The organism is Pseudomonas sp. GW821-FHT02C04, assembly GCF_059421845.1.
On record NZ_JBWKVT010000008.1, the window covers coordinates 273,632 to 299,424 of the forward strand.

The 25,793-nt window shown below is 60.8% G+C and carries 23 protein-coding genes; 15 read left to right on the plus strand and 8 right to left on the minus strand.

The genetic code is table 11. From position 1 onward, the window contains the following. Positions 1-243: 243 nt before the first annotated feature. From AC07VV_RS25540 to AC07VV_RS25555, 4 genes are all read left to right on the plus strand, one after another. Positions 244-1,470, plus strand: coding sequence for an RtcB family protein (locus tag AC07VV_RS25540; protein ID WP_495037818.1), 1,227 nt, complete (start codon positions 244-246; stop codon positions 1,468-1,470). Between the two features lie 37 nt (positions 1,471-1,507). After that, positions 1,508-2,296, plus strand: a complete 789-nt coding sequence (locus tag AC07VV_RS25545; protein WP_495037819.1) for a nucleotidyltransferase domain-containing protein — start codon at positions 1,508-1,510, stop codon at positions 2,294-2,296. Between the two features lie 8 nt (positions 2,297-2,304). Next, complete coding sequence (gene rtcA / locus AC07VV_RS25550) at positions 2,305-3,336, plus strand: RNA 3'-terminal phosphate cyclase (RefSeq protein ID WP_495037820.1); 1,032 nt, start codon at positions 2,305-2,307, stop codon at positions 3,334-3,336. A 74-nt stretch (positions 3,337-3,410) separates the two neighbouring features. Continuing rightward, entirely contained in the window at positions 3,411-3,740 is a 330-nt protein-coding gene (locus tag AC07VV_RS25555; RefSeq protein WP_096821286.1) for a hypothetical protein, read from the plus strand. A 56-nt stretch (positions 3,741-3,796) separates the two neighbouring features. Here the strand turns inward: AC07VV_RS25555 and AC07VV_RS25560 are convergent, their stop codons facing one another. The 4 genes from AC07VV_RS25560 to AC07VV_RS25575 form a co-directional block, all read right to left on the minus strand. After that, a complete protein-coding gene (locus AC07VV_RS25560) occupies positions 3,797-4,210 on the minus strand; it encodes a VOC family protein (protein ID WP_495037821.1) in 414 nt (137 codons plus the stop codon). Positions 4,211-4,361: 151 nt separating this feature from the next. Then, entirely contained in the window at positions 4,362-5,306 is a 945-nt protein-coding gene (locus AC07VV_RS25565) for an alpha/beta hydrolase (RefSeq protein ID WP_495037822.1), read from the minus strand. A 112-nt stretch (positions 5,307-5,418) separates the two neighbouring features. Further along, complete coding sequence (locus AC07VV_RS25570; RefSeq protein ID WP_495037823.1) at positions 5,419-6,417, minus strand: NAD(P)H-quinone oxidoreductase; 999 nt, start codon at positions 6,415-6,417, stop codon at positions 5,419-5,421. A gap of 64 nt (positions 6,418-6,481) precedes the next feature. Then, entirely contained in the window at positions 6,482-7,702 is a 1,221-nt protein-coding gene (locus tag AC07VV_RS25575; protein WP_495037824.1) for a YbfB/YjiJ family MFS transporter, read from the minus strand. A 111-nt stretch (positions 7,703-7,813) separates the two neighbouring features. Between AC07VV_RS25575 and AC07VV_RS25580 the strand changes: the two genes are divergently transcribed. Both AC07VV_RS25580 and AC07VV_RS25585 read left to right on the plus strand, forming a co-directional pair. Beyond that, on the plus strand, positions 7,814-8,689 hold the full coding sequence (locus AC07VV_RS25580; protein WP_495037825.1) for a LysR family transcriptional regulator: 876 nt from the start codon (positions 7,814-7,816) through the stop codon (positions 8,687-8,689). Positions 8,690-9,017: 328 nt separating this feature from the next. Beyond that, positions 9,018-9,911 (plus strand): hypothetical protein, encoded by an 894-nt coding sequence (locus AC07VV_RS25585; protein ID WP_495037826.1) that lies wholly within the window; start codon positions 9,018-9,020, stop codon positions 9,909-9,911. 49 nt (positions 9,912-9,960) lie between these two features. On the opposite strand, the gene AC07VV_RS25590 is transcribed toward AC07VV_RS25585, so the two are convergent. Beyond that, complete coding sequence (locus AC07VV_RS25590; RefSeq protein ID WP_192560325.1) at positions 9,961-10,683, minus strand: pirin family protein; 723 nt, start codon at positions 10,681-10,683, stop codon at positions 9,961-9,963. Between the two features lie 213 nt (positions 10,684-10,896). Between AC07VV_RS25590 and AC07VV_RS25595 the strand changes: the two genes are divergently transcribed. Together AC07VV_RS25595 and AC07VV_RS25600 are read left to right on the plus strand one after the other, a co-directional pair. Continuing rightward, a complete protein-coding gene (locus AC07VV_RS25595) occupies positions 10,897-11,847 on the plus strand; it encodes a GlxA family transcriptional regulator (RefSeq protein WP_495037827.1) in 951 nt (316 codons plus the stop codon). A gap of 90 nt (positions 11,848-11,937) precedes the next feature. Continuing rightward, positions 11,938-13,410: an ATP-binding protein gene (locus AC07VV_RS25600; protein ID WP_495037828.1), complete on the plus strand. Its 1,473-nt coding sequence runs from the start codon at positions 11,938-11,940 to the stop codon at positions 13,408-13,410. On the opposite strand, the gene AC07VV_RS25605 is transcribed toward AC07VV_RS25600, so the two are convergent. Beyond that, entirely contained in the window at positions 13,372-16,158 is a 2,787-nt protein-coding gene (locus AC07VV_RS25605; RefSeq protein WP_495037829.1) for an ATP-binding protein, read from the minus strand. The genes AC07VV_RS25600 and AC07VV_RS25605 overlap by 39 nt on opposite strands. Positions 16,159-16,491: 333 nt before the next feature. Here AC07VV_RS25605 and AC07VV_RS25610 point away from each other — a divergent pair, with 333 nt between their 5' ends. Beyond that, a complete protein-coding gene (locus tag AC07VV_RS25610) occupies positions 16,492-17,061 on the plus strand; it encodes a flavodoxin family protein (protein ID WP_495037830.1) in 570 nt (189 codons plus the stop codon). Positions 17,062-17,068: 7 nt separating this feature from the next. On the opposite strand, the gene AC07VV_RS25615 is transcribed toward AC07VV_RS25610, so the two are convergent. Next, a complete protein-coding gene (locus AC07VV_RS25615) occupies positions 17,069-17,470 on the minus strand; it encodes a helix-turn-helix domain-containing protein (protein WP_457379325.1) in 402 nt (133 codons plus the stop codon). A 209-nt stretch (positions 17,471-17,679) separates the two neighbouring features. Between AC07VV_RS25615 and AC07VV_RS25620 the strand changes: the two genes are divergently transcribed. From AC07VV_RS25620 to ycaC, 6 genes are all read left to right on the plus strand, one after another. Beyond that, positions 17,680-18,603 carry a LysR family transcriptional regulator gene (locus AC07VV_RS25620; protein ID WP_102621576.1) on the plus strand — a complete coding sequence of 308 codons (924 nt, stop codon included), beginning with the start codon at positions 17,680-17,682 and terminating at the stop codon, positions 18,601-18,603. A gap of 125 nt (positions 18,604-18,728) precedes the next feature. Then, positions 18,729-20,477 carry a hypothetical protein gene (locus AC07VV_RS25625; protein ID WP_495037831.1) on the plus strand — a complete coding sequence of 583 codons (1,749 nt, stop codon included), beginning with the start codon at positions 18,729-18,731 and terminating at the stop codon, positions 20,475-20,477. Between the two features lie 185 nt (positions 20,478-20,662). Further along, positions 20,663-21,079, plus strand: coding sequence for a DoxX family protein (locus AC07VV_RS25630; RefSeq protein WP_085698570.1), 417 nt, complete (start codon positions 20,663-20,665; stop codon positions 21,077-21,079). Continuing rightward, the gene (locus tag AC07VV_RS25635; protein ID WP_495037832.1) at positions 21,072-21,698 is read left to right on the plus strand and encodes an antibiotic biosynthesis monooxygenase; all 627 of its coding nucleotides are present in this window, start codon (positions 21,072-21,074) and stop codon (positions 21,696-21,698) included. The genes AC07VV_RS25630 and AC07VV_RS25635 overlap by 8 nt, the downstream gene beginning before the upstream one ends. A gap of 45 nt (positions 21,699-21,743) precedes the next feature. Beyond that, on the plus strand, positions 21,744-23,588 hold the full coding sequence (locus AC07VV_RS25640) for an amidohydrolase (protein ID WP_495037833.1): 1,845 nt from the start codon (positions 21,744-21,746) through the stop codon (positions 23,586-23,588). A gap of 66 nt (positions 23,589-23,654) precedes the next feature. Beyond that, on the plus strand, positions 23,655-24,281 hold the full coding sequence (ycaC, locus tag AC07VV_RS25645; RefSeq protein WP_096821302.1) for an isochorismate family cysteine hydrolase YcaC: 627 nt from the start codon (positions 23,655-23,657) through the stop codon (positions 24,279-24,281). A 57-nt stretch (positions 24,282-24,338) separates the two neighbouring features. Here the strand turns inward: ycaC and AC07VV_RS25650 are convergent, their stop codons facing one another. After that, complete coding sequence (locus AC07VV_RS25650; protein WP_495037834.1) at positions 24,339-25,766, minus strand: mechanosensitive ion channel domain-containing protein; 1,428 nt, start codon at positions 25,764-25,766, stop codon at positions 24,339-24,341. Positions 25,767-25,793: the final 27 nt, after the last annotated feature.

Here is a 25,793-nt window from a genome sequence, read left to right on the forward strand (position 1 = left end):
AGGCCGGCTAACCCCGGTGCGCGGCGACGCGCAACAGTCATCTACCTTTGTCGTGCCACCTTTTTTCGAATTTGCCCGGCGAATGCCGGTGGAACTACAGGACAGTGTGGGCACGGGTTCGAATCCCGTCGGCCGAAAGGTCGTAGCTCAGCGGCAGAGCGCGCTGCATGTTTCACCCAACCTTGTCGCCGAAGGCTGTGTACCAGCGCCGAATCATCGGCCAGACAATAAAGAATCGAGATGATGAAACAACACACTTACCAACTGCTGGAAGTTGCCAACGGCAAGCCGATCAAACTCTGGACCGAAGGCGTCCCGGTGGAAAACGAAGCCCGCGAGCAACTGATGAACACGGCGAAGATGCCCTTCATCTTCAAGCATCTCGCCGTGATGCCGGATGTCCACCTGGGCAAGGGCTCGACCATCGGCAGCGTGATTCCTACCGTGGGTGCGATTATCCCGGCGGCGGTCGGGGTCGACATCGGTTGCGGCATGATTGCCGCACGGACCTCGCTGACGGCGGCCGATCTGCCGGACAACCTGCACGGTCTGCGCAGTGCCATCGAACAGGCGGTGCCCCATGGCCGCAGTTCGACCCGGTCGCGACGGGACAAGGGCGCCTGGGACGAGATTCCGGTGCAGGCCGATCAGGCGTGGGCGGCGCTGCATCCACGGTTCAAGGCGATCACCGACAAGTACCCGAAACTGGCCAACACCAACAACCGCGGGCATCTCGGAACGCTGGGCAGCGGCAATCACTTCATCGAAGTATGCCTGGATGAGGCCAACCGGGTCTGGTTCATGTTGCACAGTGGCTCGCGCGGTGTCGGCAACGCCATCGGCAACCTGTTTATCCAGATGGCCCAGGCGGATATGCGTCAACACATCGCCAACCTGCCGGACCGTGACCTGGCCTACTTCGAAGAAGGCAGCCAGCACTTTGATGATTATGTGGAGGCGGTGGGCTGGGCCCAGGACTTCGCCAAGCAGAACCGCGCGTTGATGATGCAGGCCGTGATTCAGGCGACGCGACAGATTATCCGCAAGCCGTTCGAAGTGGCGCTGGAGGCGGTGAATTGCCATCACAACTACGTGCAGAAAGAACGGCATTTCGGCGAAGACATTCTGGTCACCCGCAAAGGCGCGGTATCGGCGAAGAAGGGCGAGTTGGGGATCATTCCCGGTTCGATGGGTGCCAAGAGCTTCATTGTGCGCGGTCTGGGCAACGAAGAATCGTTTTGCTCCTGCAGCCACGGTGCCGGCCGGACCATGAGCCGTACTCGAGCGAAAAACACCTTCACGGTCGAGGATCAGATTCGTGCCACCGCGCACGTTGAATGCCGCAAGGATGCGGCGGTGATCGATGAAATTCCGATGGCCTACAAGGACATCGACAAAGTCATGCACGCCCAGCGCGAGCTGGTGGAAGTGCTGCACACCTTGCGTCAGGTGGTGTGCGTCAAGGGATAGCGCGTGCCACGGCACGCTGGAACAAGGATTGAAGGACATGAAATTTGAAGAGCGTCACCCGCTGTGCAGCGCCATGCGCGCCCGGGTGCTGGAGGAGCTGGCGCGCATAGAGCGCGAGCGTAATGTCACGGTGTTGTATGCCTGTGAATCGGGCAGTCGGGCCTGGGGATTCGCCTCGACCGACAGCGATTACGATGTGCGCTTTGTTTATGTGGAGAAACCCGAGTGGTTCGTCCAGGTCGACGCGCCTCGGGACGTGATCGAACGACCGCTGGATGATGAGCTCGACGTGAGTGGCTGGGAGCTGCGCAAAACCCTCGGGCTGTTGCGAAAGTCCAATCCGACCTTGCTGGAGTGGCTCGACTCACCTTTGGTGTACCGCAGCGAAACCGCGGCGGTATCTCAACTGCGGGCGCTTGCCGAGGCGTTTTACAGCCCGCCGGCCGCGCGCAATCACTACCTGTCGATGGCGAAAAAGAACTTCCGTGGTTATTTGCAGGGCGACAGCGTGAGGTTCAAAAAGTACTTCTACGTATTGCGGCCGCTGCTGGCCGTGCGCTGGATCGACCAGAGCCGTGGCCGGCCACCGATGACGTTCGCAGACCTGCTGAGCACCGTCGATGACCAGGCGTTGCTCGACGAAGTCGATGAACTGCTCGCGCTCAAGCGCAATGCCGATGAGAGCGCCTACGGTCCTCGTCGTCCGGCGCTGCATCGATTCATCGCCGCTGAACTTGAGCGCGAAGTACCGACATTGGCCAGAACCCGGGAAGACTCCGGTCAGCTCGATCGATACCTCAGAGAAACCGTCGGGTTGTACGCATAAGGAAGAAAATGAAACAGGATGTGATTGAACTGGACGGCGCTATCGGCGGTGGCCAGGTGTTGCGCAGTGCCTTGAGCCTGTCGATGGTGACGGGACGGGCATTTCGCATCGAACGGATTCGTGCCAAACGTAGCCGGCCGGGTTTGTTACGCCAGCACCTGACCGCCGTGATGGCGGCGGCACAGATCTGCGGTGCAAGGACTCAAGGCACAGAGTTGGGTTCGCAGGCGTTGAGCTTCGAGCCCGGGCCGATTCGCGGCGGCGAATACCGCTTTGCCATTGGTACCGCCGGCAGTTGCACACTGGTGTTGCAGACGTTGCTGCCCGCGTTGTTGCGGGCGCCGCAAGCCAGTCGGATATGGATCAGTGGTGGTACCCATAACCCGTTGGCGCCACCGACCGATTTCCTCACCCGCAGCTGGTTGCCGTTGTTGCGACGCATGGGTGCCGAGGTTGATCTGAAGCTGCTGCGTCATGGATTCGTTCCTGCGGGGGGCGGCGAAATCGAGGCCACGGTGCAGCCGTCGAAACTGTCAGCGTTGCATGTGTGCGATCGCGGCTCGCCGCTTTCACAAAAGGCGTTTGCGCTGACGGCAGGTCTCGCTTCGGACATCGCCGGACGTGAGCTTGACCGTGTAGCCCGACGTTTGAATATGCCGCCAGCAGCGATGAATGCCATCAGCCTTGACCCGGAGCGCGGGCCGGGTAACGTGTTGTTGCTGGAATATGCGTTTGAACACGTCACGGAAGTATTCAGCGCGTTTGGCCAGGCTTCACTGCGCGCAGAGACCGTTGCGGACGTTGCGGTCAATCAGGCAGACGTTTGGTTGCGCAGTGGTGCGGCGGTGGCTGAACATCTGGCCGATCAATTGTTGTTGCCGATGGCGCTGGCCGGATCTGGCTCGTTTACGACGCCCGGGATGACCGAACATTTGCACAGTAACATCGCAGTGATCGAGCGCTTTCTGCCAGTCTCCATCGAATGTCGCGAAGAAGGCGACAATCGGTTGAGGATCGAAGTCAGCACCCGAGACCAATAGGCGGCAAACTGCTGGCCCCCGAATGTTTCCGGTATCGGCAAACTCGCCTTTTTTCAAAAGGTTAGGCTGGCCCTATGCGGACGACTGTCATCACCGTTGCAACGCTTTCCCTGGCTCTCTTCGCGCTGGGCGCCCAGGCGAGGGAACTGAGCAAGAGCCATCGTTTTGCTTGTACCTGGGGTTCGGACATCGCAGCCGGCGCGCAGCAATCGAAGCTGTCGGGGATTTCCCTTTATGGCGCCCGCAAGCGCTTGCAGGTGCGCAGGTTTCAGCAACCGTGGATGCGCATGACTGCGATGGGCATCACAGAGCAGACCTACAACAGTACCTCGCGCCTCAAGCCTGCAGCCGTCAAGCAGACCTATTACGAACAATGCGTGAGACATGAACTGGCTCAGCGATAAACACAAAGCCCGACCTGAAGAGGTCGGGCTTTTTCATGTCCGGTGCAATCGCAATATCACTTCTCGCTTTCGCAATTGACCATCCACGACACGCCAAAACGATCCACCAGCATGCCGAAACGCGCGGCCCAGAAGGTCGCCTCCAGTGGCATGTCTACTCGACCATCCCTGGCCAAGGCGTTGAAGACTCTTTCAGCCTCGGCGACGGTATCGACGTTCAAGGACACCGAACAGCCGCTCATGCCCTGGGTCGGGCGGTCGGGCGTGGTGTCCGATGCCATCAGCATCTGGTCGCCGACCTTCAGACAGGTATGAATGATCAGGTTGTGATGCTCTTTCGGAACATGCTCTGCGGCGGGTGTTTCGCCGAAAGTCATCATCGCCTCAAGCTTGCCTTGCAGGCATTGCTCGTAAAACGTGAAGGCCGCACGGCAATCGCCGTTGAAGATCAGGTACGGGTTGATTTTCATGGTGGTACTCCCGAACAGGCAGTGAAACGCAGCGCGGCCGGGTGTGCCGAAGCTGCGTCATGGATTGACTCCATCCAGCAAAGCGTCAGATCGACGGATTGCCAGTCAATGCTGCAATTATTTACGCCGGGATGACCGATGGTCTCTGTTTTCAGGAATCGCGCGCGCCTTGCAACAACGTTGCGCCTGCGACGCGTGCGGCGGGCTTGGTTTGCATCAATGCATCTATCGCCTTGCGATAGCTTTGTCCGCCCAATGCCATGCTGTTGTTGTGCGTCCCGCCGGGCACCAACAGCAATCGTTTGGGTTGGCTGGCGGCCGCGAACAGTTGCTCGCTGAAGCGTGACGGCACAAACGCATCGGCCAGACCGTGCACCACCAACAACGGCATATGGATGTCGGCAATTTTGTCGATGGAGTCGAACTTCTGCGACAACAACCAGCGAACGGGCAGGGATGTGTTGGCCACCGCAGCGGCGACGTCGGCCAGTGACGTGAAGGTGGACTCAATCACCAGACCCCGGACCGGCAGCGGTGTATGGTTTCTGGCGGCGTCCCGGCCCAGTTCGGCAGCCAGGTCGATGGCGACCGCACCACCGAGGGAATGTCCGTAGATCAGGCGTTTGCTCGGGTCCGGTTGAAGTTGCTGGAAGCGTTCCCAGGCCACCCGTGCATCCTCATAAACGGTGCTTTCTGACGGCAAGTCACCATGACTCTGGCCAAAGCCTCGGTAATCGATGGCCAATACCGAATACCCCGCCGCGCGCAGCTGTTCAATGCGAAACAACTGCCCGGTCAGGTTCCAGCGCACGCCATGCAGATAAAGGATGGCCGGGGCATTGGCCCGTTCCGCCGGCCACCACCACGCATGAATGTTCTGCCCGGCCTTGAAGCTTCTGGGTTGCAGGTCGAGTTCCTGAACGCTGCCGGGCAAGCCGTGGTACCAGCCGGCCGTGCCCGGTTCGATGCGAAACAGCAGCTTGCGTTCGGTGTGTTCCAGTACGGCGCAACTCGCCGGCAGACCGATGATCAGGGCGGCCATGCACGCAAACGCCAGGCGACGGCGGCGAAGTCGGGTCATGAAGGCAAGGAACATTGAACGTTTCACCAGTGCGCGGACAAAGAAGGCTTTTTACCAGATGCCTTGGTCCGCGCGTGACATTTTCGACCGTCGTCCGCCTGCAATCATTACAAAACGATGCTGTGGCTCACGCCACTTTCAACACGATCTTGCCGATGTGATCACCGGCTTCCATGTGCGCATGGGCCTGGGCTGCGTCGGTGAGCGGGTAGACCTTGTCGATGATCGGCAGGCAGCGCCCGGCGGCCAGTACCGGCCAGACGTGCTCGCGCAAGTGATCGGCGATGGCAGCCTTTTCCGCAGAAGTGCGTGCGCGCAACAAGGAGCCGGTGACCACGGCTCGTTTGCCGAGAATGGTCAACAGATCGACATCGTTGGCACGGGCGCCGCCGAGAAAACCGAGCATCACCACGTGTCCATCCATGGCCAGTGCACCGAGGTTGGCGTTCAGATACGAGCCGCCCATGATGTCGAGAATCACATTGACGCCCTGGCCGTTGGTTTTCTCGGCGATCACGGCAGCGAAATCCTGCTCGCGATAGTTGATCGGCTCACCGCCCAATCCATGGATGGCCTCACACTTATCGGCGCTGCCGGCGGTGGCGAAGGCTTCGATGCCGAACTCGCGGCACAGCATCAACGCGGTAGTGCCGATGCCACTGGTGCCACCGTGAATCAACGCACGCTGTCCTCGAATCGCACCACCGAGACCGAACAGATTGGCCCATACCGTGAAAAAGGTTTCGGGGATTGCCGCGGCCTGAATCCAGTCCATCCCGTCGGGGATAGGCAGGGCCTGGCCCGCGGGAACCGTGCAGTATTCGGCATAACCGCCGCCATTGGTCAGCGCGCAAACCCTGTCGCCCACGGCAAAAGTGCTGACACCTGCACCCAGCGCCACGACTTCACCGGCCACTTCCAGACCGGGGATCGGGTTCATCCCGGGTCTCATCGGGTACTTGCCGGCACGTTGCAAGGCGTCCGGCCGATTGATGCCGGCGGCGTGCACGCGGATCAGCAGTTCGCCCTGCGCGACGACCGGCAGCGGGACTCGTCTGGATTGCAGAACCTCGGGCCCGCCCGGTTCAGTGATTTCGATGCGGGTCATTTCAGTGGGCAACGTCATTTTCGATTCCTCTTGATACAAGTGATCAGTAGATGGGAGCGCACTCAGGGCGCAATGATTCCCGTCATTGGGCGCAGCAGCGTTGCTCGACGGAGGAGGGCAGCAGTTTCATGGCGTGCTCAAGTATCAGAGCGATCACAATGGCACCGCCGGCAATCACGAAGAGCAGCACGTGCTGTCCGCCCATGGCGTTGAACAGCGCCGAATAGACGAATCCGGCCAGCGCCTGAAACGTGGCGAACGACACCGTGGCGCGGCTCCACGCCACCTGTTGGCGATGATGATCCGGCACCAGCTCATGCACCCGGGCCAACGCCAGCGGAACGATGCCCGGTGGAAACGAACCGAGCACTACCGCCAGCAGCGCCAACGCCAGGAACGAATGCGAAATTGCCAGCAAACCAAGGGTGATCGCCTGCACCACCAGCACCAGACGAATGCCGGTTCGTGCGCCGAGATGATCGGCGAGAAAGCCATAACTCACCGGGCCGACGATGGCGCCCAGACCGTACATGACCCAGATCAGCGCGCCGACGTGCGCCCCGGCGCCCAGTCCACGGGCGACGTAATCCACCAGAAAGACCATGGCCGGCACCAGCCCGGCGGCCATGAATGCGTACTGGGCAAACAGCAGATAAACAGCAGGCGGTGTCGGCTCGACCGGTTTCACCTGAGTCGTTGCGGTGGTTACATGGGGCAGCTCCGAGGGCCAGCCGAACCAGCTTAATGCCGTCAGCGCCAGCGACAGCGCGCCCAATCCAAGCCAGGTCGCTTGCAGGCCCAGACTCAACAGCAGCGGAACGATCGTACCCGAGCCGGCGATGCCCAGACCGATGCCGAGGAAAATCGCCCCACTGGCCAGGCCCTTGCGTGCGGCCGGTACATGGGGCAATACGGTCGAGGCAACCAGCACCATGATCGCGCCGCCCGCGATTCCGGACAGCAGGCGCCAGCCGAAATACCAGCTCACCGACACGGGGTACGCACAGGCGAAAAACGCCACGGTCACCGCCAGCATCATCAGACGCAGAGCGTTTCTCTGGGTAAACCTGCGTGCCAGCGGGCGGCCGAGGAGGGCGCCGATCAGGTAACCGACCAGGTTGGCCGCGCCGAGATAGACCACATCATGGGCGGAAAACCACTGCGCTTGAATCAGCGAAGGGATCAGCGGCGTGTAGGCGAAACGCGCCAGACCGATGCTGACCAGGCTGGCGCAGAGTCCGGCGAAGATCGCCAGCCAGACACTCGTGTCCGGACGCTCGGGCAAAGCAGTTGAAGTGTGCATGACGGCAATCCTGTGAAAGGTTTATGGCGTCCAGCATATCGGCTATCTTTGCTGCGTTAATGCAGCGAGTTTGCGTGATTGTGATGCGTTTATGCATCAATGGAGAACGGTATGAACTGGGATGATGCTCGGGTGTTTCTTGCGGTCTGCCGCGAGTCGACATTGCGTGGCGCCGCGCGTGTACTGGGCGTGGATCAGGCGACGGTCGGGCGACGCATCACAGCACTGGAAAAGTCGCTGGGCGCGACCTTGTTCCTGCGCACTTCCGAGGGCTATGCACTGACGGCCGTCGGTGAAGCCGCGCTCAAGTCGGTGGAAAAAATGGAGCATTCGGCGCTGGAGCTGGAGCGGCGTATCCAGGGCCTGGACGATCGCCTGACCGGCAGTGTGCGAATCAGCACCACCGATTCGCTGGCCATCGATTTCCTGATTCCGGCCATTGCGCAGTTGCACGAACAGCATCCGGACGTGCGCGTGCACCTGGACGCCTCCACGCAGATCCTCAGCCTGGCCAAACGTGAAGCGGACATCGCGGTGCGCAATACCCGCCCGGACAATCCGGACCTGATCGCCCGGCGCATCGCGCGCTGGCCGGTGGGGCTGTTTGCCTCGCAGAGCTATGTCGACAGCCATGGCGTGCCGGCGCCAGGCAGTGCGTTCGAGGGCCATGATCTGGTGGTGTACCAGCCGTATCTGCAAGGCAACAAAGACTTGACCCTGGTGACCGAACCCGTGACTCGCGGGCGTATCGTCGCCGGTCTGAGCTCCAGTCTGCTGGTACGACGCTCGATTGCCGCCGGACTGGGTGTAGGAGAAATCCCGGTCTACATGGGCGAACGCGACGGTCTGGTCAGGCTGTGGCCGGAGCGCACGCGTCCGTTGCCTTATGAAGTGTGGCTGGTGACCCACGCGGATTTGCGCCATACCGCGCGGGTCAGGGCGGTGATCGAACACATTGTCGAAGCATTCGTGCTGGAGAATGAGTAGTTCATTGATGTTGTGTAGGACGGCTACATCAGCTGACGATCTTGCCTACAACAGCGCCAGAATTCGCTGGCTTGTGAGTTTTTTGGCCGGGTCCTATCGTTTCTCACACCCGGAGTGAACAGGTGAAACGCTCCGAGGTGATCAATCCAGGGAAGTATTGATAAACGTCAGGGGTGCGGAATTGATTGCAAGGGAAGTCAGCCAATTTCAAGCAAGCGACATGGCCGGGCAAACGGATAGAACTGAGTCTATGACCTACATAACGCGAGACGAATTCAGCGCCAGGATCGAAGTCATCGAGACAAGAATCGATGCACGGATCGAGTCCATGTCCGCCAAGATCGACGGCTTTCTGACACAACAGGCCGAGCGGGACCAGGCAAGGCTGGAAGTCGAAAAAAGTCAGGAGCAGGCCCGGCTGGAGCAAAAACGCTCTATGGAGGAAGCCCGATTCGAGTGGGAGCGATCTCAGGAGGCGGCGCGGGTGGAGCGAGAGCAGGCTCGGGAGGCGGCGCGGCTGGAGCGGGAGCGGTCTCAAGAGGTGGCGCGGCTGGAGCAGAAGCGAGAGCAGGAGGCTGCACGGCAGGGATGGGAGAAGGCTCAGGCGGTAGCGCGGCTGGAGCAGAAACGAGAGCAGGAAACTGCACGGCAGGCGTGGGAGAAGTCTCAGGAAAAGTCGCGCCTTGAGCGGGAGGAGGCTCAGAAGAACGTGCGCCTTGAACGCGAGCAGGCTCAGGAGAAGGTGCATCAGGAGCGGGAGCTGGCTCTGGAAAAAATTCAGTTGGCGCATGAGAAGAATCTGGAAAACCTGCGGCAGGAGCGCTTGAAGGCTCGGCTGGGGTATGAAAAGGTCTTGGAGACGGCGCGACAGGAGCGGGAAACCGCTCGGGTCGAGCGAGAGAAAGCCTACGAAAAAGTCAGACTGGAGCAAGAAAAGGCTCACCTTGAACGTGACCAGCGTTACGCGATCGTCTCGGCTCGCATGGACAGGTCTCTGGAGCGAATTGACGAAGCAATCAGGCAGGTCTCGACGATCAAGGCGAATTACTGGGCGGCAACTGCCGTACATTTTCTCGGGATGGTTGCCATACTCGCGGGTTCTTACTACGCGAATCAGGCAAATGTGCTTGTAACGATGCAGACCACTCTGGCAATGATTCAGTCTGTGAAAGAGGCTGGAGGTTCGGCACCGGCAGTGCTGATGACCTTACCTTCAGAATGAAAAACGGCCTTCAAGGAAGGCCGTTTTTTTGAACGATGAAACCACTGATTCATGGCATTTCCGGCAGCTCCTGCGGCCGCAGATCAAACACCAGTACTTCGGCATCCTGGCCATTGCTCAGGGTCAGCGCCTGTTCTTCACGAACCCGCACACCGTCGCCTTCCTTCAACTGCACGCCGTTCAGTTCAACGCTGCCGCGAGCAACATGCACATAGGCGTAGCGGTTTGCAGGCAGCTCGAGTGTGGCGCTTTCCTGGCCATCGAACAGCCCGGCATACACGCGTGCATCCTGGCGCACTTTGAGCGAGCCGTGGGTGCCTTCGGGCGAGATGATCAGTTGCAGGCGACCGCGTTTTTTCTGCTCGCTGAAGTGCTCCTGTTGATAGCGCGGTTTGGCACCACTGACGTCCGGCACGATCCAGATCTGCAGGAAGTGCACAGGCTTGCTCGCCGAGTGGTTGAACTCGCTGTGAGCCACGCCACTGCCGGCGCTCATCAGTTGCACATCGCCCGGGCGGATGACTGAGCCGGTGCCCAGGGTGTCCTTGTGTTCCAGTGCACCTTCGAGCACATAGGAGAAAATCTCCATGTCGCGGTGCGGGTGCTGGCCGAAACCTTTGCCGGCGGCGACGCGGTCATCGTTGATCACCAGCAGGTCGGAGAAACCCTGTTCACGCGGGTCGCGATAACTGGCGAAAGAAAAGGTGTGGAATGACTTCAACCAGCCATGATTGGCCAGACCACGGTCGGAAGCTTTGCGAAGGGTCAGCATGATGAAATCTCCTTTCAGGACGTTGATTCGTCCGAGTGAGGAGAAGGTTACTGGTTACTCTTGGGTGCAATAAGTAGATGAAAATTGAAATACTGTCCCCTCAGGGTTGACAGTTATGTGCGTCAGCTCACGCATTCTTCTCCAACGTTTGCGCTGTACTTGGTCATAATGCGGAAACTTATAATCGTTCATTGATTTCAGTGATGTCTGCTCATGAAAACCGTGGCAATGGTGTTGTTTCCCGAGTTTCTTCTGCTCGATATGGCCGGGCCGCTGGAAGTGTTTTCGGTTGCCAACCGATACTTGAAGCCGGACGCGCATTATCAACTCACGCTCCTGGGCACTGAGCGCGGGCCGCTGCGTGCCTCCAACGGCGTGCTGGTGCACACAGACCGGCACATCGATGAAGCCGGAGATCGGTATGACCTGCTGTTGGTGCCGGGCGGTCCCGGGGCCTACAACGAAAAATGCCCACCGTTGCTGGCCTGGCTGCAAGGCGCAGTGGGACGTGCTGAACGCTACGGTTCGATCTGCACGGGGGCTTTTGTGTTGGGTTACGCCGGATTGCTCGACGGTTATCGCGTGACCACCCACTGGAATTACACCGAACGCTTGATCAAGGGTTTTCCGAACGCGGATGTCGCCACCGACCAGATCTTTGTCGAGGACCGAAACCTGATCACGTCCGGCGGCGTCACGGCCGGCATCGATCTGGCACTGGCAGTGGTGGCCCGCGATCACGGCAAGAAACTCGCCCAGGACGTGGCCAAAGTGCTGTTGGTGGTCATGAAGCGCCAGGGCGGACAGGCGCAATTCAGTCCATTGATGGCGGCGGTTTCGCCCCAGGAAACGCCCATCACCCGGGTACAGAATCACGTTCTGGAACACCTTGAAGAAAGCTTCACCATCGAACGCATGGCAAGCCTTGCGAACATGAGCGCTCGTCATTTCGCCCGGGTGTTCGCTCGCGAGGTCAACATGACGCCCATGGAGTTCCTGCAAAGTGCACGCATCGATTGCGCACGTAATCTGCTGGAGACCAGCGATTTGCCGTTGAAGACGGTGGCCTACAAAAGTGGTTTCGGCAGTGTGCGCCACATGCGCTTTCTGTTCGGCGAAAAGCTCGGGCTGACCCCGGCCCAGTATCGCGAACAGTTCAGCTAGAGCGATTCTGTCCGTTACACGCACCCGGATGTCCGTGCTGCGCCCCGTGTGACGGTTGTACCGTCATCGTGGCCTGCCAAGATAACGGACATGAACAGCCTCAACGAATTGAACTCGGCGTCGGTCCTGCATTTCGGGCCGTACGCGTTCCATTTGCGCCAACGGCTGATCCTCGAAGGGGATCGGCAACTGCGCATGGGCGGTCGTGCGCTGGACATTCTGCAAGTGCTGGTCGAGCGCGCCGGCCGGGTGGTCAGCAAGGAGCAATTGATCTCGCTGGTATGGCCTACGTCGGTTGTCGAGGAGATCAACCTGCGGGTGCACATCGCGGCATTGCGTCGAGCCCTCGGTGATGGCGAGAACGGACAGCGCTACATCGTCAACGTGCCGCAATGCGGGTACAGCTTCGTTGCCCCGGTGCACGGCGACAGCGTCGCCCAGGTGGTGTTCGAAAGCCTGCAAGCTCCGCAGCACAATCTGCCCGCACGGCTGACGCCTGTCACCGGCCGCGATTCATTGGTCGGTGGTCTGGTGCGGCAATTGCCGCTGTCCCGACTGATAACGGTGACGGGACCTGCCGGTGTCGGCAAAAGCACGGTGGCGCTGAGAGCTGCGGAGTTGTTGCTGCAGCATTTTCGCGATGGCGTATGGCAGGTGGATTTATCCCAGGTCGACGAGCAAACCTCACTCGTCGATCATCTTTTGCATACCCTCGATATCGATTTCCCCACCCTGGCAACGCGCCATGCGTTGCTGGTGCTGGATAACTGCGACCTTCTGCACGAAGCCTGCCGGGGCTTGCTGCAGACCTTGCTCGACGCAGCGCCCCGTCTGTCGATCCTGGCCACCAGCCGCGAGCCGTTGCGTCTCGCCCTGGAGGTCCTCCAGCCATTGCCGCCTCTTACCACGCCTAAAACTTCGGCGCTCAACAGCGTCGATGAGGTCATGGGCTATTCGGCAGTGCAGTTGTTTGTCAGTCGTGCCCGTGCCCGTCAACACGGTTTCTGTCTGCGTGAGCAGGATCTGGAAACCGTGCGCGATATCTGTCGGCGACTCGACGGTCTGCCGCTGGCGATCGAACTCGCGGCGGCGCAGATCGACGCGCTGGCGCTGGTCGGGTTGCAAGCGCAACTGGACCACGGCCTGCAAGTCTTGAGTCACGGTCGCCGGACCGCCGTGCCACGTCATCAGTCGATGATGGCCGCGCTGGACTGGAGTTATCAGCGCCTGAGCGAGCACGAACAACGCGCGCTGCAACGCTTGTCGGTGTTCAAAATGGCGTTCACCCTGGATGCCGCCATCGGCGTGATCAGTTGCGTGCAACTGCCACCCTCGACGATGGTGGCTGTCGTTGAACAGTTGGCGGCCAAGTCGTTGCTGACGGTGGATCGATCCAGCGGGACGCTGCGTTATCGAATGCTCAATACCACTCGCCGCTACGCCCGTGATCAACTGGAGCAGGGCGGCGAACTGGGTGATGTCGAGCGTCGGCATGCGCGTTACCTGGGACGCACGCGATCGAACTCACGCCTGCAACTGACTGCGCAATTCGTCGAGCAATAAGCGCACCTTGCGCAAGTCCGGGGTGGCGTAACCTTCGGTGAAGCGCTGGTAGACCGGTGTCAGTAACTCCAATGCTTCGCGGTAGCGCGACTGGCGCTGCCACAACTGAGCCAGCGATGTCGCACTGCGCAGTTCCCACGCCAGGGCGCCTTGCGTCTTCGCAATCACAAGCGATTGCTGCAAGGCGCTTTCGACGGTGTGATGGCAGGGCGATTCAGCGGCCAGCAATCGCTCGGCCCGAGCTCGCAGGATTTCTGCGGTGCTCCAGCCAGCCGCGCCGCTTTGTGCTCGTTCAAGCAAGGCGTCATCAACAAAACCGGTGTCCAGTGTGACCATGATTTCTCTGACCAGGCCGCTATCGGCGGGTGGTATTGCAGGCGCCTTGTCGGCGTCGATCACCTGCGCATAGTGCCGCGCCCACGTGTAGAACAGCAGCACCGAATGCTTCTGCGCCTGTTCGAGCAGCAGTTGCAGCAAGGCGCGGGCGTTTTGCCCGTCGCCGTTGTAATGGGCGATCAGGCACGAAGCGAGTGCCAGGGTGTAGCAGATCGAGGTGCCGTGGTTGATTTGTACCGCGATGTCCAGCGCCTGCCGTGCCGTGCGCCAGGCCTGCTCGGGAAATCCTTGCAGCCACAATACCCGGGCGAGAACGGTCAGCGAAGCAACGCTCTGATCGTATTGCACGCCGAAACCGTGGGTGAAGCGGTTGAGGTGGCCGCTGTGGGCCATGCGCTGAATGACTTGCTCGGCATGGATCCGCGCCTGGTGCTGATCGCCGGCGTAATGCAGCGCGAGCACTCGTAAACGGTGGGTGCTCAGGGACAACTGCGCATCGCCGTGCAGGCCGAGGCTTTCGAATTGCTCGCTCTGATCCAGCGCCATCCGGTAATGCCCGCAACTGAGATTGACCGCCATGTGCCCGGACACCGCACGCAATTGCCCGGCCTTGTCGTCGTGCTGTTGCGCCAGCAGGCGGGCGCTGACGAAGGCTTCGATGGTTTCCGGTGTGCCGCCCCAGGTGTGGTAGCAGGCACTGCCGAGGGCCAGTTTCAAGGCGATTTCCAGTCGCGGGCAGGGCTCGTAGGATGACGCCAGCAACGCGAGTGCCCGGCGCACATGAACGCCGTACTCTTTGAGCAGGGACAACTCTTGCCACAACGGCGCCGAAGTCGCCGTCAGGCGCACGCCGAGCGGGCGCGAGCCTTCATCGTTCAGCGTCCAGTCCAGTGCGGCCCGCAGGTCTTCGAGGCCTCGGGCATAGCGCTCGATCCATAACCCGGTCGGCGTGTTCTCCCAATCGGCCTGGGCCTGATGCATCAGCGCCAGGCAGCGTTCGGCATGACGTTCACGGGTTTCGCCGAGCTCGGCGGCCTGGTCGAGTTTTTCCAGCGCATAGCGGCGGGTGGTGTCGAGCAGGCGATAGAACACCTCTTCGTCGCCGACCTCGACGTTGAGCAATGACTTGGCGACCAGTTGCGTGATCGAGGCGAAGACTTCGTTCGGCTCGATGTGCTGGCCAACGATGACCGCCGCCGCAGACTCCAGAGTAAATGCACCTCGAAACACGCCCAGTCGCCGCAGGCCGGTCTGTTCGCAGTTGTTGAGCAGGTTGAAGCTCCAGTCCAACGTGGCGCGTAGGGTTTCATGTCGGCCGAGGTGAGTCTGGTTGCCCGCCGGCAAGCTTCCCTGAAGCTGACTCAGCACGCCGTCCAGCCCAAGGCTCGCCACCTGCGCGGCCGCCAGTTCCAGTGCCAGCGGGATGCCATCCAGCCGCCGACAGATTTCGACGATCGAGGGCAGGTCGGCATTGCCTGGCTCGAAATGTTCGTGGGCGGCCATTGCCCGTTCGACGAACAGTTGCAGCGCAGAAAACCCCATCGCCTGATCGCGGTCCAGCACCGCAATCGGCGGCGGGCAGTCGAGGGATTCCAGGCGCTGCACGTACTCGCCCTCGGCGCGCAGGCTTTCGCGGCTGGTGGCCAGAATGTGCACCTGCGGCGCGCCGCGCAGAATGCTTTCGCTGAGCAGCGCCACGGCGTCGATCAAGTGCTCGCAGTTATCGATCACCAGCAGCATCTGGCGCTCGCGCAGGCTGTTGATCAGGCACGCCATCGGTTCACTGTCATGCAGCGAAAGGTCCAGCAGGGCGGCGAGGTGCGAGCAGATCGAGCCGGGATCGTTGAGCGGTGCCAGATCCAGCAGACGAATACCGTCGCGATAGCGGCCGATCAACTGCTCGGCGACGCGCAAGGCCACCGTGGTCTTGCCAATGCCACCGGGGCCGACGAGGGTGATGCAGCGCTGGCGCGGCAGTTGCGTCATCAGGCTGTCGACCACCGGCTGGCGACCGATCATCCGCGTGCGACGCAATGGCAGGTTGTGCCGGCCTATGGGGTCGGTTGCGGGGCGTTGTTCGATGGATTGCAGCAGGATCGGCGCGACGAAACTGTAACCGCGCTGCGCCACCGTGACGATGTAGCGCTGCCCGGCCTGACCGTCGCCGAGTGCCTTGCGCAATGCCGCCATGTGCACCCGCAGATTGATGTCTTCCACCACGCTGTCCGGCCAGATTTCGGCGATCAACTGCTGCTTGCTCACCACCTCGCCGGCGTTGGCCAGCAGGATCAGCAGAATGTCCATGGCACGGCGGCCCAGGCGCAAAGGCTGGTCGCCTTCAAGCACCAGCCGCTGGCCGGGGTGAATCCGATAGGGGCCAAATCCGATGGCCTGATTCGGGGAAAGACTCAACCGCTCACTCCTGCGATGTTTTTTGTAATCCTGCGTTGTCGTGGTGAAGAACCTGTGACGGGCAGGGCGGATGGGGACTTGAGGGTCACACAAGCTGTCTAATCCGCGGTATCCGAGCATATTCCTCAGGATTTGATGCCAGCGCAACGGGCGTGAAGTCCTGCCGGTTGTACAACGGTCGGCATCCAGTGCCATTACCACTGTATTTAAAGGCTGGAACCTGTGCCGGTTCGCCCGACGGCCGGGAAAAATTAACAACGATTAACTCGTCCGCGCCCGCGCTAGAGCCAAAACTCCAAGGCAATGGAGTGCATACGTCCGGAGGACGCTGCGATGAGCAAGGTAGTGGTGGTCTATCACAGTGGCTACGGGCACACCCGCGTCATGGCCCAGGCTGTGGCCCAGGGTGTGGAGCGCCACGTGGGCAGCACCTGCCTGTTGCTGGCGGTGGAAGACGTGGAAAACCACTGGGATGACTTGCACCGCGCCGACGCCATCATCTTCGGCGCGCCGACCTACATGGGCAGCGCCTCGGCGGCGTTCAAGCAATTCATGGAGGCTACGGCCTCGTTCTACCTCGCCCGGCCGTGGCGCAACAAACTCGCAGCGGGCTTCACCAACTCCGGCAGCCTGTGTGGCGACAAACTCAATACCCTGCTGCAACTGGCGGTGTTCGCGGCCCAGCATTCGATGATCTGGGTCGGGCTCGATCTGCTGCCGGCGCGTGCATGCGCAGGCGTTTTCGACGGTCAATTGAATCGTCTCGGCAGTTCCCTCGGCGCCATGTCTCAATCCTGCGTCGAGCAGCCGCCCGAACAGGCACCGCCGCTGGAAGACCAACAAACCGCCGCGCACCTGGGCGAACGGGTGGCGCGGCTGGCTCAGCGGATGGCTCGGGAATAACACCGCCTCAGCGGTTTTTCATGACCTGACAACGCCAGGCAAACGGATTGATCCCTTCGCTGCGAGTGAAGATGTGGCAGAAGTGCGCCTGATCGCAGAAGCCACATTCCAGGCTGATTTGCGTGAGGCTGTGGTTGGTGTGCTGGATCAACAGTTTGGCCCGGGCAATGCGCTGGGTGCGGATCCAGTCTTGCGGCGAATACCCGGTGCTGCACTTGAACGCCCGGGAAAAGTGACTGCGCGACAGTGCGCAGGCGTTGGCCAGTTCGGTGACTTCAAGGCTGTCGCCGAGGCGTTCGAGGATCAGTTGTTTCACCAAGCGTTCGCGCTGCGGGCTGAGGCCACCGGTGTTGATCTTGCGGGGTTCGCTGGCAGGGGCGAGGGCGACGGTTTGCTGTGAATGAGCCATGGCCAAGGTCCGTGTCGGGAGGGGAAGCACGGTCAGCACTTTCCCTCAGGTCAATAAAACAACGCTGCGCAGAGGGATTCATTGTTTGGCGAGGGGCGAAAGCTGACGAGTTAAACGTTGTTAATTCCGCCACCAAAGCTGATTTCGAATGGCCGCCGATCAAGTAAAGTGCGTAGCACTTGCGCCTGGCCAAAAAGGAAAACACGCCCATGAACCGAAACGATCTGCGCCGCGTCGACATGAACCTGCTGGTGATTTTCGAAGCATTGATGTTCGAAAAGAACCTGACCCGCGTCGCCGAAAAACTGTTCATGGGCCAACCAGCGGTGAGTGCGGCGCTGGGCCGGTTGCGTGATCTGTTCGACGATCCGCTGCTGCTGCGCAACGGTCGCGGCATGGAACCGACAGCGCGGGCACTGGCGATTCTTCAGGAGCTGCAACCGGCAATGGACGTGATTTCCGGCGCGGTCAGCCGGGCCAAGGAATTCGATCCGGCGACCAGTTGCGACGTGTTCCGCATCGGCCTGTCGGATGACGCCGAGTTCGGGCTGTTCCCGCCATTGCTACGCCAGTTGCAGGAAGAGGCACCGGGGATCGTGGTCGTGGTGCGCCGCGCCAACTACCTGTTGATGCCGACGTTGCTGGCGTCCGGGGAAATCTCAGTTGGCGTGAGCTACACCACCGATCTGCCGGCCAACGCCAAGCGCAAGAAGCTGCGCGACATTCCCTGCAAGGTATTGCGCGGCGATAACCGCCCGGGTCCGCTGACCCTCGACGAATACTGCGAGCGGCCTCATGCGATGGTGTCGTTCTCGGGGGATTTGAGCGGCAACATCGACGTGGACCTGGCCAAGGTCGGCCGCAGTCGCCGGGTGGTGCTCGGGGTGCCACAGTTCAGTGGCTTGCGCGCGCTGCTGGCGGGCACCGAGATGATCGCGACCGTGCCGGATTATGCCGCGTGCGCGTTGGTCGAAGGCTGTGCGTTGCGAGCTGAAGATCCGCCGTTTCCCATCGATGCGGCGCAACTGTCGATGGCGTGGAGCGGGGTGCATGACAACGACCCGGCGGAGAAATGGCTGCGGTCGCGGATCAGTCAGTTCATGTCGGTGACGCTGGATATTCCGGCGGTGTAATCGCGCCGTTTGTCCGGAATATCGCTCCACCTGTAAGTTCTGACAGTAGCGCTGGCCCGTGTGTGGGTGTGTGATTGATCCAATGCCTTTCGAGGGCCATATCACACGCGCACCGGGACAGAACGATGACTGCCAACAGCCCCAACGCAAACGTCGCCGCTCCACCGCCTCCGACCCTTCAGGAAAACCCGAGTACATTCCTGCTGGACCCGCAGAACGTGCGCAACACACTGACGGTCGAGGTGACGGACCCAACGCTGCAATCCGGCGACAGCGTGAGTGTGACGTTTACCGGCGACCCGGCCACCGGAAGCAATGGCTCGCATACCACCTCTGCCGTCGGCGTCGGCACCGTTCGGCCAATGCTGATTCGACTGCCGTTCACGCTGACAACCTTCAATCTGGGCCAGACGGTGACCGTGACTTACACGATCACCCGCGGCAACGCTGCCCCGGTGACTTCCGATCCGCTGGTGCTGTATGTCTTGACGCTGGCGCAACGCGATCTGCCCAGGGCTTTGATCACCGAGGCCGATCAGCTTGGCGAGGGTCGGTTTCTGAATCTTGATGGTTTGGGCAGCTTCACACTGCGAATCAACGCGTGGACGCTAAGTACCAGGGGGCAATTTCTCTGGTTGCGTCTACTTGGCGTCAATGCCGACAACAGCATTTTTGACCGACCCTACTGGCGTCCGCCAGGCAATGTGATCGCGGATGAGTTCAATCGTTTCGGCTACTACGAGACGATTCATCCCACCACGGATCTGCGGAGCCTCAAGCACGGCAGCGTATTGAGCCTGATATTGATGGTCGGTTTGCAAGGCAGTCAGGATCCCGCTCTTGCCCAACCCTTTGCCCACCGAAACTACATCGTCCTGACGGATCCCACGAGCGCGCCAAGGATCGAACGGATCGTTGATCCGGACGGCCGGCAAGTAGACGATCACGGTGAAACGTTGTTCACCCGCGTCACCTTGTCCGGCGCAGCCACAGAGCCAGTGATTGTTTTTGATGGGGAAACACGGCTTGGCACGGCTCCGGTGATTGCGGGGGCGTGGGAATATTCGGCCCGCGGATTGACCACGGGCCTTCACGTCTTCACAGGTCGGTACGCCGCTGGAGGGGTATCCAGATCCTGGACGATCAACGTTCTGGAAAACCGCGAAGTGCGGATCAAGGAATCAACCGGCAACACTCATTTGAATCCTTCTGCAGCCATTAATACGCTGACGTTTGTGCTCGATTATCTGAGCCAGCCTAGTGACAAGGTCACTGTGGAATGGAACGCCGAGCCAGGCACACCGCTGGCGGGTTCTTACAAATCGCTTCCTGTCGATGTCGGTATCACGCCCAGAGAACTATCGGCGCCTGTCTCACTGGTGGCCTTCAGCATCGGTAAATCCGTTGAAGCCACCGCCTCCTACGTACGCGGCGGTGCTCCCGCGGTGCAATTGCAACCCTTGGCGCTATCCGTGCTGCCGATCCCGAGCAACTTGCTCATATCCCCCGTGATCGACGAGGCGAAAGGCTCTCTCGAACTGGATAAAAAAGACATCGTGTTCGTAGCGAACCTGACGTTCGGCGGCTGGATACACATGGCGAGAAGCCAACGGCTGGAACTCACCCTGATGGGCTTCGCGGCCAATGGCGCCGTGAACAATCGAAGTATCTGGACAAGCGATCGCAATGCGGTTCATCAGGCCTGGGTCACGAATCGAGGCTACACCGTGAGACTCCCGTCCGACTATTTGCTATCGCTGGAAGTAGGGACTGTATTGAGCATCATGTTCTCAGTGAGAACGGACCAAGTGCCGGACTCGACGGCAGCCACGGTTTTCGAACCGCGTCGGTACACCATCGTGGATACGCGGTGACCGGAGGAGGGAATAAGGTTTTCGGCTTTGGACGGTTGGGACGCGGAGCGTCACGGGCTGCATTCCCACGCAGAGCGTGGGAACGATCACGGAATGAGTTTCTAGACCAAGAGAGCACACCCATCCAATTTCCCCCCGATCAATCGTTGCACCATTGCCTGCAATGATTGATCAAGGGTGGGCCCATGAACGCTGTACAACGCAATGACCAGGCGCAAAACCTCGGCCTGCTGTTCCTGCGGGTCACCGGCGGGTTGTTTCTGCTGTTCGTCCACGGCTTGCCCAAGCTGCTGGACTTCACCGCGCAGCTGCAATTGATCGAAGACCCGTTTCACCTCGGTGCCCACCTCACTTTGATACTGGCGATCTTCGCCGAAGTCCTCTGCCCGCTGCTGATCGTCGCCGGGGTGCTGGCGCGTCTGGCGTGCTTGCCTATTCTCTTTGTGCTGCTGGTGGCGCTGCTGCTCGTGCATCCGCAATGGAGTGTGGCCGAAGGGCAGTTCGGCTGGTTGCTGTTGATCCTCTTCACCACTGTTCTGATCGCCGGGCCGGGACGGCTGGCGCTCAATGTTCGTTTGCCCGGAGTGCTCCGTTATGCCTGATTCCCAGACCCTGAAAACCCCGGGACCCGAAGAAACTGTGACGTTGATCGTCAAGCATCGGGTCAAGGCCGGTTTCGAACAACCGTACGAAGCCTGGCTGCGCAATATCGTCAGCGTGGCGGGGCGCGAAGAAGGGCACCTGGGCGTGGACGTGATGCGCAGCAAGCAGGGCGGCCTCGCTCTGTTCACTTGCGTGCTGCGTTATTGCTCGACCGAGGCGATGCAGCGCTGGCTCGATTCGCCGCAGCGTCAAAAACTGATCGATGAAGCGGCGCCGATGCTCGCCGACGGTGACCAGACCGAGGTCAATGCGGCCAACGAGTTCTGGTTCACGCCACTGGCCGATGCCGCCTCGCCGCCACCGCGCTGGAAGCAGGCTGTGGTGACGCTGTTCGTGATTCTGCCGCATACCTTGCTGGTGCCGCTGATCTGGGGGCCGCTGCTGCAACTCAATGCCTTCCTGTCCAACTACGTGGTCGCCACGTTCCTGATCACCCTGACCATCGTGCTGTCGGTGGTGTACGTCTGCATGCCGGCCGCGACCCGCCTGTTCGCACCGTGGCTGACAGCCAGTCAGCCCCATCAACACCTGGATTCCAACACCAACCCGCCGCGCTGAGCCGGCAGGTCTGGGCTTCGTTTCACTAATATCGAAGGAACTGCGATGAACGCCAACGCTGATCTGATTCTGTTCAATGGCCAATTTCATACCGTAGACCGCACAAAACCCCTCGCCAGTGCCGTGGCGATCAAGGACGGCCGCTTCGCCGTCGTCGGCAATGATGCGCAAGCCATGGCCCTGCGCGGCGCCGGCACCCAAGTGGTCGACCTCAAGGGCCGCTGCGTGATTCCCGGCCTCAACGACTCGCACTTGCACCTGATCCGTGGCGGCTTGAACTACAACCTCGAACTGCGCTGGGAAGGTGTACCGTCGCTGGCCGATGCGCTGCGCATGCTCAAGGATCAGGCCGACCGCACGCCGACCCCGCAATGGGTGCGCGTGGTCGGTGGCTGGAACGAATTCCAGTTCGCTGAAAAGCGCATGCCGACCCTCGAAGAAATCAACCAGGCAGCGCCGGACACCCCGGTGTTCATCCTGCACCTGTACGACCGTGCGTTGCTCAACCGCGCCGCGTTGCGCGTGGCCGGTTACACCCGCGACACGCCAAACCCGCCGGGCGGCGAGATCGTGCGTGATGCCAACGGCAACCCGACCGGCATGCTGGTGGCGCGGCCGAACGCGATGATTCTGTACTCGACGCTGGCCAAGGGGCCGAAGCTGCCGCTGGAATATCAGGTCAACTCGACCCGCCAGTTCATGCGCGAACTCAATCGCCTCGGCCTGACCAGCGCCATCGATGCCGGCGGTGGTTTCCAGAACTACCCGGACGATTACCAGGTGATCGAACAACTGGCCAAAGACGACCAGTTGACCGTGCGCATCGCTTACAACCTGTTCACCCAGAAGCCGAAAGAAGAGCTGACCGATTTCCAGAACTGGACCGGCAGCGTCAAGTTGCATCAGGGCGATGACTTCCTGCGTCACAACGGCGCCGGGGAAATGCTGGTGTTCTCGGCGGCTGACTTCGAAGACTTCCTCGAACCGCGCCCGGACCTGCCGCAGACCATGGAACAGGAACTGGAGCCGGTGGTGCGCCACCTGGTCGAGCAGCGCTGGCCGTTCCGTCTGCATGCCACCTATAACGAATCCATCAGCCGCATGCTGGATGTGTTCGAGAAGGTCAACCGTGACATTCCGTTCAACGGTTTGCCGTGGTTCTTCGACCACGCCGAAACCATCACTCCGCAAAACATCGAGCGGGTGAAGGCGCTGGGCGGCGGTATTGCGATCCAGGATCGCATGGCGTTCCAGGGTGAGTACTTCGTCGACCGTTACGGCAAGCAGGCCGCCGAAGCCACGCCACCGATCAAACGCATGCTCGCCGAAGGCGTACCGGTCGGCGCGGGTACCGACGCCACGCGGGTGTCCAGTTACAACCCGTGGACTTCGCTGTACTGGATGGTCAGCGGTCGCACCGTTGGCGGTCTGGCGCTGTATGAAGAGGGTTTGCCGCGCGCCACCGCGCTGGAACTGTTTACCCACGGCAGCGCCTGGTTCTCGTCCGAGCAGGGCAACAAGGGCCAGATCAAGGTCGGTCAACTGGCGGATCTGGCGGCGCTGAGCGCGGACTTCTTCCACGTCGAGGAAGAAGCGATCAAGTGGATCGAGTCGGTGCTGACGGTGGTCGGCGGCAAGATCGTTTATTCCGCCGGCGACTTCGAAGACCTCGGCCCACGTGCATTGCCGGTGCTGCCGGACTGGTCGCCAGTGGTGAAAGTCCCGGGCCACTGGCGCCCGAATTCGCCATTGCAGGCCCAGGTGCATCAGTGCAGCGGCCCGTGTGCGGTGCATACCCACAGCCATGAAAAAGCCCGTATGTCGAATGCGCCGGTCAGCGATTTCGCCGGTTTCTGGGGCGCGTTCGGCTGCTCCTGCTTCGCTTTCTGATCCCGTAAACGGCGCCGGTCTGCATGGCCGGCGCTTGCCGCATCACCCATCCCCGAGGAGTTTCACATGAGCAACGTTCCTTACAAGCGCCTGAACAAAGACGACGCCGTGGTCCTGCTGGTCGACCACCAGACCGGCCTGATCTCGCTGGTGCAGGATTTCTCGCCGAACGAATTCAAGAACAACGTGCTGGCCCTGGGCGACATCGCCAAGTTCTTCAAACTGCCAACCATCCTCACCACCAGTTTCGACGCCGGCCCTAACGGCCCGATCGTGCCTGAACTGCGCGAACAATTCCCGGACGCGCCGTTCATTCAGCGTCCAGGCCAGATCAACGCCTGGGACAACGAAGACTTCGTCAAGGCCATCAAGGCCACCGGCCGCAAGCAACTGATCATCGCCGGTGTGGTGACTGACGTTTGCGTGGCGTTCCCGACCCTGTCGGCACTGGCTGAAGGTTTTGAAGTGTTTGTGGTGACCGACTCGTCCGGCACCTTCAACGAAACCGTGCAGCAAGCGGCGTGGGCGCGCATGTCGGCGGCCGGTGCTCAGCTGTTGAACTGGTTCTCCGTGGCTTGCGAGCTGCAGGGCGACTGGCGCAACGACATGGAAGGTTTGGCGAATCTGCTGTCGAATCGCCTGCCGAACTATCGCAACCTGATCAACAGCTACACCAAGTTCACTGCCAAGTAATTGGCTGAAAAAAATGCCCGCTGAAGAGCGGGCATTTTTTTGTCTGTTGGAAAGGGCTCAACGCTTCTGCAACCACCCCAAAAAACCACCCTTGCGCACCGGCACAGGATTGGTCATCAACGCCAGCCGACTGTTCTGCTGCCGCACTGCCTGCAACTTGTTCAACGCCTGGCCGACTTCGCCGCGCTGTTCCATGCACTGGCGAGTGAGGTTCTTGTCGAGGCGATAAATGATCGAAGACGTCAGCGCGGTAAACGTCGCCTGCGAAGGTGTATCGGCCAGAATGCTCTGCTCGCCCATGACTTCGCTTGGGCCCATGCGCCCGGCTTCGGTGAAACCATTGCCGTCCGGCACACTGGCGCTGACCACGCCGGTAGCGATCACGAACAGGCTGTCCGGCACTTCCTCCAGATTGAGTACCACCTGCCCGGCGCTGTACTGCTGGGCGACCATCGATTCGGCGAGACGATCGCGTTCTTCATGGCTCAGCGAGCGGAAGATTTTCACTTCATCGAGCAGGGCGCGGGCGCGGGTCGACGGTTCGATCACGCCGTCTGGATGCCGCGAAATACCGGCGGCTTCGAGATGGCGATGGGCGAGGTCGAACAGTTGATTGCGCACTTCAGCTTTTTTGCCCAGTTCGGCGATGAAACCGCTGGCCACGTATTCCGACATCTCTTCGCCGGCCTCTTTCAACACGGCTTTCGGTGCAGGCGACAGCAACAGACTGCTGCTGCCTTGCAGCGTGCGGTCAAGGGCGTCGAGTACCCGGCGCGGGCGGATGTGGTTCGGCACCTTGATGCTGATCGACACGCCGTGCAGGTTGTTCGGCCGGCTGAGGTTGACGATTTTGGCCTTGGCCGCCACCGAGTTCGGTACCACGGCCAGGGTGCCGGTGCTGGTCAGCAGGTGCGTGGCGCGCCAGTTGATGTCGAGCACCTTGCCTTCGACGCCGTCGATGACCACCAGATCATCCACCTGATACGGCTTGGTGGTGTTGAGCACGATGCCGGAAAACACGTCGGCCAAGGTGCTTTGCAGCGCCAGACCGATGACGATCGCCACCACGCCGGAGGTCGCCAGCAGGCCTTTGACCGGCAGATCCAGCACATAACCGGCCGCCGCGACGATGGCCGCGAGAAACACCAGCGCCCCGATCACGTCCTGCAACAGCCGGCCGCTGTGGCCGATGCGGCGCATCAGGATCAGGCCGATGACTTCGGTCAGCACCCGCGCGGCGTACAGCCACCAGAGAATCCCCAGTGCCGTCGCCCCGAGTTGCGCCACCGGGTCATCGGCAAACAACGGCGCCTGCAACGGGCTGACACCGGCGTTGATGACCAGTGCGTTGAAGCCCAGAAACAGCACCAGTCGCACAGCGACCCGTTGCGCACGATGTTTGAACGGCGCGAGATGCCAGAGCAGGGTGTCGAGCACCAGCAGCAGGGCACTCCAGGACAGCAGGTGGGCAGAAAAAAGGCTCATGAGGTGAACTCCGGCGGGCACAAAAGA